Raw genomic sequence first — 4,814 nt, 5'->3', positions numbered from 1 at the left:
TCGATCCCCTGTAATGTATATAACCTGAACTAGAGATAACATCTTACTTTCTAATGGCTATTTTACTTAATACTGCGTTGAACCCACTCCCAATAACTCGTTATTGGTTCGTGGATTCGCCTTGTCTTATGTAAAAATTTCTCATTAGAAAACGTCCGTTAAACATTTGAACGAAATTTAAGGTACTCGCTAACCTCTTATCCCGAGTTCAGGTTAATTAAACATATATTTTTATTATGAAACTCACACTACAAAAATATTTTAAGGATTCAACTTTTTATGCAGTGCAAAACTAGTTTTCGTGACGTGTTTTATGTTTCAGACGGTACCGCCATCACCTCGGAGACCATGGGACACGCGGTTTTAGGGCAATTTTCAATCGAAACCAGACAGACAACTCTGCCATTTGTCGAGAATGTAGAGCGCGCAAATGACGTTAAAGCACTGATAGATAAAGCATATGAAGAAACTGGCAACAAGCCATTGGTGTTTTTTTCCATCGTAGTGCCTGAAGTCAAGCAGGTTATTGAACAATCGAGCGCTCAGCTGTACGACGTGCTTAATGCACTGGTTGAACCGCTAAGTAAAGACCTGGGGCTGCAACCTAAGCCCAAACTGCAACGCTCTCATAGCATCAAAAAAGACGTGCACAGCTACATGGACAGGATCGCTGCAATTGAGTACACACTGGCACATGATGACGGTATTTCATTGAATAATCTGGATCAGGCAGACATCATTTTGCTGGGTGTTTCACGTTGCGGAAAGACCCCAACCAGCCTGTATCTGGCCATGCAATTCGGAATTCGCGCCGTGAATTATCCCTTCATTGAAGAAGACATGGGAAGATTAAAACTGCCGAGCGCCATCGAGCCATTTCGCTACAAAACTTTCGGGCTGACCATTGAACCAGAACGTTTACACGCCATCCGTGAAGGAAGAATGGCAAACAGTGAATACGCCAGTCAGGATCAGTGCCAGAAAGAGCTCAATACCGTAGAAGCCCTATTCCGCCGTGAAGCGATTCCTTATCTGAATACCACTTCTCTATCAGTCGAAGAAATCGCAACCCGCCTACTGGATATGAGCGGATTGCAAAGGCAAATGTGTTAACGCAATAAAAATAGCGTTAGTACCGATTCATCAGATCCTGATTCGGTGACACCGACATTTCCATAAACTCACAGAACGCAGCCACCGCAGTGCTGCGTTCTCTTTTTCTAGACCACACTAGCCCGACTTCCATATCTGGCACGTGATCAGCCAGCGGTCGCACTTCTACCCTTCTTCCTTCTAAAGACCAAGGGCGATAGACCATGTCGGAAAGAATCGTGACACCATAGTCATTGGCCACCAGACTGCGCACCGATTCCACTGAGGACGTGCGAAAAATGGTGTTTGGCTGGTAGGGAGTCTGGTTCCAGTAGCGTTGAGCAGTATTACTCGCCTCATCGACGGTGAGCATGATGTAAGGGTATTGAGCGACATCGTGAAAAGTCGCCAGTTTATTTTCCAGTAACGGATGGCTGGAACTGACCCACAAACGGCGGGGCGAACTTAACAACGTCTGAAAGCTGATGTCTTCCTGATTGATAAGGTTCGAGGTCAGCATAAAAGCAAGATCATAATCGCCAGAGACTACCCCTTCTTCAATTTCACTCCGTGTCGCCTCCACCAGCTTGACGTCCACTTTGGGGTAGCTGCGCTGAAAGCGGGTTAAGTAAGGCGGCACAAAATACCCGGCCACCGTATAAGACATGGCAAGGCGAATCACACCCTGTACCTGATTAGAACTGCGATGAGAGAGCAGCATCGCCTCTTCAATCTCTTTCACGATATGGGTCGCGTGCTGATAGAACTGGTTGCCTTCATACGTCAGCATCATTCCGTGCGGCTGTCGCACAAACAGATTCACATTTAACATCTCTTCCAGCGATTTGATGGCAGTGGTAATGGCGGACTGAGAAACGTGCATTGCATTGGCTGCCTGAGACACCTGACCGGAATCAGCGGTCGCAATAAAGTAGCGGATCTGTTTCATGGTTGGCTGCATTTCTGTTTTCCTTAACTCTTGCATTAATAAAACTGATATCTATAGCGAACGGCTTAACCTTCCCTACCCCTGCCCAGACGTTTTAATCATTAAATCTCATACAGATAACATAATTTCATGTAAGCAAATCACATCTCTCTGCGTTATCTGTTTTTCTAATAACACTAGACTGAATTCCATATTTTACATATCGGCGCTGCAATTTTAACCTGTTATTAACAATTCAAACAATACCCAACTCAAACAACAGCCAACATGGATATGTTTCGGCTGGTGGTCGTTGACAACACGTTCGAACAACAGGGAGAAGAACGATGAAACGAAACACCTCTCACGCGGCATGGCTTACGCTGACAGCGATTTTTGCTGTCGCCAGTAGCCCAACCTCTCATGCGAAAGACTGGTCATACACGGTAGACGTATGGACAACCCCTTTCGATATGTCTAGCGACAGAAAAGTGATGGATTACAAACCCGTCACCAAAGCTCAAAAACCTTGGGATATCTGTGTTTCTTTCCCTCATTTAAAAGATGCCTACTGGACAGCCGTTAACTATGGTGTGGTCGCCGAAGCCAAGCGAACTGGTGTCGGAATGCAGCTTGTTGAAGCTGGCGGCTACACCAACCTTAATAACCAGATTTCACAAATTGAAGACTGTGTTGCCTCGGGTGCAGATGCCGTCATCATTGGTGCCATCTCTTATGAAGGGCTAAACAATCTGGTTAAGAACATCGCCAAGTCGGGTATTCCGGTAATTGATATTGTCAACGGCATGTCTTCTCCTGATCTTTCAGCTAAGTCGCTAGTGTCCTTTGGCGAAATGGGCTCGAAAATCGGCAAGTACCTTGCCGATATTCACAAGCACGACAATAAGAAGGTCAAAGTGGGCTGGTTCCCCGGGCCTCCGGGCGCGGGCTGGGTAGAAGCAGGCAACAAAGGTTTTCAGTCGGCTATTGAAGGCTCCAACATCGAAGTGGTCGAAACCAAATACGGCGATACTGGTAAAGAAGTTCAGCTCAAACTGGTGGAAGACACCTTAGAAGCGCATCCGGATCTGGAATACATAGTCGGAACGGCGGTTACCGCAGAAGCCGCCACCAGCCTGTTAAGAGCCCGCGGACTAACGAATCAAATCAAGGTGCTTTCTTACTACTTCACACCCGGCGTTTATCAGGGCATCAAAAGGAAGCTTATCCTCGCAGCACCAACTGATTCTGCGGTGATTCAGGGAAGGGTTGCCATTGATCAGGCGGTTCGAATTCTGGAAGGCAAACCTTACACCAAGCACGTGGGTCCTCAGTTGTATGTCATCGATGCCTCCATCATCGACCACTTCGACCGCGACAGCTCATTAGCACCAGCAAACTTTAAACCTACGTTTTCGGTGAAACCACAATGATGATGAGTTCAACCTCACCCATCCTCTCTTTACACGGGATACACAAACAGTATCCCGGTGTAAAAGCGCTGGACGATGTGGATTTCACCCTGGAAGCAGGTGAAGTACACGTGTTGTTTGGTGAAAACGGGGCAGGAAAATCAACGCTGATTTCCATTATCTCCGGTGCAAATCGCGCCACAGACGGAGAGATACGGTTTCGCAATCAGCCAGTGAACTTTAAGAGTGTATTCGACGCAAGAAGCAACGGCATCAGTGCGGTTTTTCAGGAGTTTTCGCTCGTCGATACCTTATCCATCGCTCAGAACCTTTTTCTGGGGGAAGAGCCTTTGAAATCCGGTTTTCTGGATACCAGCTCTTTACAACAGAAAGCGAAAAGCCTTCTGGAACGAATGGGATTTGACCTTGATCCCGATGTGTTAGTGGGTGAACTTTCCCGCGCTGAAAAGCAGATGGTGGAAATTGCTAAAGCGTTGCGCGGCGAGCTTTCTGTATTGATTCTGGATGAGCCGACCGCCTCATTAACTAACAAAGAAACCGAGCAGCTGTTTGACCTGATTGCCCAAATCAAACAACAGGGTGTGGGCATTATTTACATTTCCCATCGCATGGCTGAAATTCGCCAGATTGCAGACAGAATTACCGTGTTGCGTGATGGTCGCTATATCGGCACCAAAGCGTGTGAAGAGGTTGAAGAACAAGAGCTCATCACCATGATGACGGGGCGCGTGGTGGATCAAATCTATCCAGACATTCCCTTCTCACCCAAAGAAACCGTGCTTGAAGTTCGGGAGATGAGCACCCGAGACGGCTATCTGGACACCCTTTCGTTCCATGCACGGGCAGGTGAAGTCGTCGGGTTTGCAGGGTTGGTCGGTTGTGGCAAATCGGAAGCGCTGCGCGCCTGTTTTGGTCTGGAACCTGTCTCTTCAGGTTTTGTGGTTTTTCAGGGCGAAAACGTCACCAATCTGAGTACTCGTGCCATGTTAGATCGCGGTTTCTTCTATAACTCCAGAGATCGCAAAGCTGAAGGTTTGGTGATGATTCGTAGCTGCCGTGAAAACATGAGTCTGGCTGCGATCCGAACTCCGCAATACTCCAGCAGTACGGGCGCACTATCTATTGCCCATGAGCAAGCACAGACCGAACACCTAGCCACCAAGCTCAAACTGTACCCAAACAAAACCGAGCGCGATGTCGGGCAGTTCAGCGGAGGGAACCAGCAAAAAGTTCTGCTTGCAAAATGCCTGACCCGAGACGTATCTCTGTATGTATTCGATGAGCCTACGGTTGGAGTGGACGTTGGTACGCGTGCTGAAATCTACCGCTTTATTGCCAGCCTTTGCGAACAAGGCGCGGCG

General features: G+C 47.6%; 4 protein-coding genes. 3 read left to right on the top strand and 1 reads right to left on the bottom strand.

Features of this window, described 5'->3' with window-relative positions:
• Positions 1–279: 279 nt before the first annotated feature.
• On the top strand, positions 280–1,113 hold the full coding sequence (ppsR, locus tag RH89_RS12995; protein WP_004402489.1) for a posphoenolpyruvate synthetase regulatory kinase/phosphorylase PpsR: 834 nt from the start codon (positions 280–282) through the stop codon (positions 1,111–1,113).
• 16 nt (positions 1,114–1,129) lie between these two features.
• Here ppsR and RH89_RS12990 read toward each other — a convergent pair whose 3' ends face one another.
• Positions 1,130–2,053 carry a LysR family transcriptional regulator gene (locus RH89_RS12990; protein WP_004402484.1) on the bottom strand — a complete coding sequence of 308 codons (924 nt, stop codon included), beginning with the start codon at positions 2,051–2,053 and terminating at the stop codon, positions 1,130–1,132.
• A 314-nt stretch (positions 2,054–2,367) separates the two neighbouring features.
• Here RH89_RS12990 and torT point away from each other — a divergent pair, with 314 nt between their 5' ends.
• On the top strand, positions 2,368–3,453 hold the full coding sequence (gene torT / locus RH89_RS12985) for a TMAO reductase system periplasmic protein TorT (protein WP_004402482.1): 1,086 nt from the start codon (positions 2,368–2,370) through the stop codon (positions 3,451–3,453).
• On the top strand, positions 3,450–4,814 hold a 1,365-nt coding region (locus RH89_RS12980), incomplete at its 3' end, for a sugar ABC transporter ATP-binding protein (RefSeq protein WP_004402480.1). The genes torT and RH89_RS12980, both read left to right, overlap by 4 nt.

Origin of the sequence: Vibrio nigripulchritudo ATCC 27043 (genome assembly GCF_000222685.1) — a bacterium.
Classification (GTDB): Bacteria; Pseudomonadota; Gammaproteobacteria; order Enterobacterales; family Vibrionaceae; genus Vibrio; species Vibrio nigripulchritudo.
This window is presented reverse-complemented; position numbering and strand designations above follow the sequence as displayed.

Excerpts from the sequence above, each read along its gene's own strand:
- ppsR (WP_004402489.1), top strand. The coding sequence starts at position 280 with ATGCAGTGCAAAACTAGTTTTCGTGACGTGTTTTATGTTTCAGACGGT.
- RH89_RS12990 (WP_004402484.1), bottom strand. The coding sequence starts at position 2,053 with ATGCAGCCAACCATGAAACAGATCCGCTACTTTATTGCGACCGCTGAT.
- torT (WP_004402482.1), top strand. The coding sequence starts at position 2,368 with ATGAAACGAAACACCTCTCACGCGGCATGGCTTACGCTGACAGCGATT.